Genomic DNA, 3900 nt, shown 5'->3' with positions numbered 1-3900 from the left:
CGCTTTTACTGGGGCTAATCTTACCTGTGTTTGCTAAGAAAGGCGGCTACCTTTAGCAATCTCCACAGCTAAAGCCACCATTCGTTCCACTTCCTCTGGAGTTTTATAGGGACTAGCCGCAAAGCCCCAAGCGCCCTTTAGTAACACTCTTACTCCAAAACCAGAACTAACATTATCACAGAGTTGGCTAAGGGAGCGATCGCGTGCAGTTAAGTTCTGATTACGGTAAGTACAAATACGGATATCTCCATACTCACAACCAGCTTTACGAATTAAATCAATCCCTAGTGTCGCCAAGTCTCTCGCCAAGTCAGTAGTCGTAATTGGTGCTAAGGCTTTTATCATTGTATGTAAAGTATGTAAATAATGTTTAAGAACAATGCCTAATATGGATTAAAGTTGCTATAATCGCACTGGCTAGATTATGATTAACCTAGCCCTCTCCTCATTTTAATAAACGTCAGTAAAATCAAGGTCGCTGGTTGTAAGCATTCAGCCTAATCCTAAAAGCAATAAGAACCAATAATAAATCAGCGTCTTTCTGGTTGTCCACAATCAATCATGTACTCCCACCCCTGGGTCAAATGCCTGAGTTTTCCTTGATTATTGATATCAAAACTATCGGCTAATCTCAAATAGCTTCAGGAATTATACATCTAGTTAGCTGGTAATAGTTAATTGGCTCCCGATTATCCATTACCCATTAGCGTTGACCACAAGGTATTCGTATTTAACTTGTTACCAATGGCGACCTGTCATCCCAGCAGGCGGAACCAGTTACCCTCTATTATCTTCCTAAAAAAAATTATATAAATTAGAATTTATACAGATTACAATTACTTAAAAAAAACTATGCTTACTGGTTCAATGTTAACAAAAATAATCACAATTTTTACCGCAATGGGAATGAGTGTACTTTTAGTAAAATCAGATTTATACAAGAGATTTAACCCTGAGCAATCTTACGCCACAGCAAATAACTACCATACCCAAGAAAACAAAACTGTAACCAAGATGGAATTTGGCCAGACTAAAGATGATCAGAAAGTTTATCTCTATACTTTAACCAATACCAATGGTTTAGTAGCTAAGATAACCAACTATGGTGCGACTCTTACTGAATTACACTTGCCTGATAACAGCGGTCAGCTAGACGATGTAGTGCTGGGATTTGATAGTCTAGAAGATTATTTTACGGCTAAGCGCTACCTATATTATGGTGCAATTGTTGGTCGCGTCGCTAATAGGATTAAAGATGCTCAGTTTACTCTCAATGGTGAAAAGTATGAGCTAGCTGCTAATGCCGGTTCCCATCACATACATGGTGGTAAAAAGGGTTTTGACAAAGTGGTTTGGAAAGCTGAACCGATTAACAGTAGCCAAGGACAGGCACTAAAACTAACTTATCTGAGTCCTGATGGAGAAGAAGGATATCCAGGTGATTTGACAGTTACAGCCATTTACACTCTGACTAACGATAATCAGTTAAAGCTGGAAATGACTGCTACCACTAACAAACCTACTCCTGTCAACTTGGTGAATCATTCCTATTGGAACTTGGCTGGTCATGGTTCTGGGAATATTCTAGGACAATATTTAACGATCAATGCCGATAGATATACGCCTACCAACGAACAGCGAATCCCTACAGGAGAGATTAAATCAGTTAAAGATACACCTTACGACTTTACTCAGCCTCAGTTGATTGGAGATGGAATTAATCAGCTTAGAAATACCCTAAAGCAAAACTATCCAGGAGGCTACGACCTCAATTATGTCTTGAATGGAGAATCAGAAAAAATCAAACTCGCAGCTACTGTATATGAACCAAAATCTGGTCGGGTGATGGAGCTTCACAGTAATCAGCCAGGAATACAGTTTTTTTCGGGAAATCTTCCTAAGCTTAGAACTGTGGGTAAAGGAGATGTTGTTTATACAAATCATCAAGGTTTGTGCCTAGAGACACAACATTTTCCTGACTCAGTCAATCAGCCTAACTTTCCTTCGGTTATCTTGCATCCAGGTGAAACTTACCGACACCTAATGGTTTATAAATTTTACACCAAACAAAATAATCTAGGAGAAATTATTGCTCCCAATACTCAAGTTGAAAAAGTAGCAGGAGGTTTTAAGTTTACTGAAGGACCTGTTTGGCATCCCGACGGCTTTCTGCTATTTAGTGACATCCCAGCTAATACCATTTATAAATGGCAACCAGATCAAAAAACCGAGATTTTTCGTCAACCTTCTGGCAATGCTAATGGTAATACGTTAGACCGCTCAGGGCGTTTAGTTACTGCCGAACATAGTAATCGTCGTCTATCCCTAACACAGAAAGATGGAAAAATCATAACTCTAGCTAGTCACTACCAAGGGAAGCGGCTGAATAGTCCCAACGATCTAGCAGTCAAATCAGATGGTAGCATCTATTTTACTGATCCTCCCTATGGCATCAAATCCGAACAAGAAGAATTAGGGTTTTATGGTGTTTATCGTCTAGCACCAGATGGCACACTAACCCTGCTAGTTGATGACTTTGTTCGCCCTAATGGTATTGTCTTTTCCCCAGATGAAACTAAATTATATGTGAATGATTCAGAAAGAGGTCATATTCGGGTTTTTGATGTCAAGCCAGACGGGATGTTAGAGAATGGAAAACTTTTTGCCGAACTGAAACCTCCTAGTAAAGAGGGGGCAGCAGATGGTATGAAGGTAGACATCCAAGGAAATGTTTACAGCACTGGACCTGGGGGAGTTTGGATTTTTGATCCCAGTGGCAACCTACTGGGCATTATTGAAGTGCCAGAAGCTCCCGCTAATTTAGCCTGGGGTGACAGTGACTACCAAACCCTTTACATTACAGCAAGAAACAGTCTTTACCGTATTCGTCTTAAAATTAAAGGGATGCCCTAGAAAGTTATAGCAATTCTCCTGGATTAATCAGATACTTAGTAGGAGTATAGAATTCATAATTCAGATTAATAATACTGAATTTGTAGGATGGGTAGAGCGATCGCAAAACTGATTCCAGCCTTACTACACGTTACTAAATGGAGTCTCAAGGCGACGTTACAAAGCCGTGACCCTTACAGCGGTACGATCAAGACGGGGCATTTTAGCCTTAATGACCGCTGTGGCTTGGTGACTCACTATCCCCCTGGTAAACCCTACGACAGTATGTTAGAGGCTTCCTTTGCTAAGCGTTGGGAATCTCAGAAAACTGAGTGGGTCTTAGAGCGAGAAGTGGATTTAATTCCGATTCCTGGTAGTGTGATGGTGCCCGACTTTCGGATTGTTCATCCTGATGGGCGAAATTTCCTATTAGAAATTATTGGTTACTGGCGTCCAGAATATTTAAAGAAGAAATTCGCTCAGGTGCGCAAGGCCGAATGTGACAATTTGATTCTGGCGATTTCGGAACGGTTAAATTTGGAGAAAGCTGGGGTTACGGTGAAGAATTTGCCAGCTCAAGTTGTTTGGTTTAAGGATAAACTTTCACCGAAAGCTGTGTTGGAGCTTTTGGAATAGTTTGGGAAAATGTATTCTTGTTAAGTGCGTAGTGGAGTGACCATGTTAAATTAGTGTAATAGAGCCAGGGAGCGGTGAGAACCATGGGTAGAGGAAGACGGGACAAGATGGCACTGAGTACAGAGCATTGGCATTGACTCGAAGCAATTAGCCGGATTGACACTCCCATCACTAAATCTTTCGCGTAGCGTGGCCTTTTGGCCAAGATTATAGTGAGGGATTCTTAAGAGTAGAAAACCCTTAACAGCTGAGCCAAAAAGCCTCTACACCCTCCGTTCAAATCATTGGGCTTACTTTTTCAAGGTTTTTATTGGTTTATCCTTCTAGCAGAGGCTTTTCAGCTTGCCGACCGGCACCTAAAAGGTACATTAA

At 40.9% G+C, this 3900-nt stretch carries 1 protein-coding gene and 2 pseudogenes; 2 read left to right on the top strand and 1 reads right to left on the bottom strand.

The window, feature by feature from the left end; all coding sequences use genetic code 11:
* Positions 1–36: 36 nt before the first annotated feature.
* Positions 37–345 (bottom strand): annotated as a pseudogene (locus tag F6K20_RS28005) (PmbA/TldA family metallopeptidase); the annotation flags it as partial.
* 507 nt (positions 346–852) lie between these two features.
* Here F6K20_RS28005 and F6K20_RS28000 point away from each other — a divergent pair.
* Together F6K20_RS28000 and F6K20_RS27995 are read left to right on the top strand one after the other, a co-directional pair.
* The gene (locus tag F6K20_RS28000; protein ID WP_008184864.1) at positions 853–2913 is read left to right on the top strand and encodes an aldose epimerase family protein; all 2061 of its coding nucleotides are present in this window, start codon (positions 853–855) and stop codon (positions 2911–2913) included.
* Between the two features lie 84 nt (positions 2914–2997).
* Positions 2998–3528, top strand: a pseudogene (locus tag F6K20_RS27995) (DUF790 family protein); the annotation flags it as partial.
* Positions 3529–3900: the final 372 nt, after the last annotated feature.

It is taken from the genome of Moorena sp. SIO2C4, from assembly GCF_010672485.1.
Taxonomy (GTDB): Bacteria; Cyanobacteriota; Cyanobacteriia; order Cyanobacteriales; family Coleofasciculaceae; genus Moorena; species Moorena producens.
The sequence above is the reverse complement of the archived record's forward strand: the minus strand, read 5'-3'. Positions and strand labels throughout refer to the sequence as shown.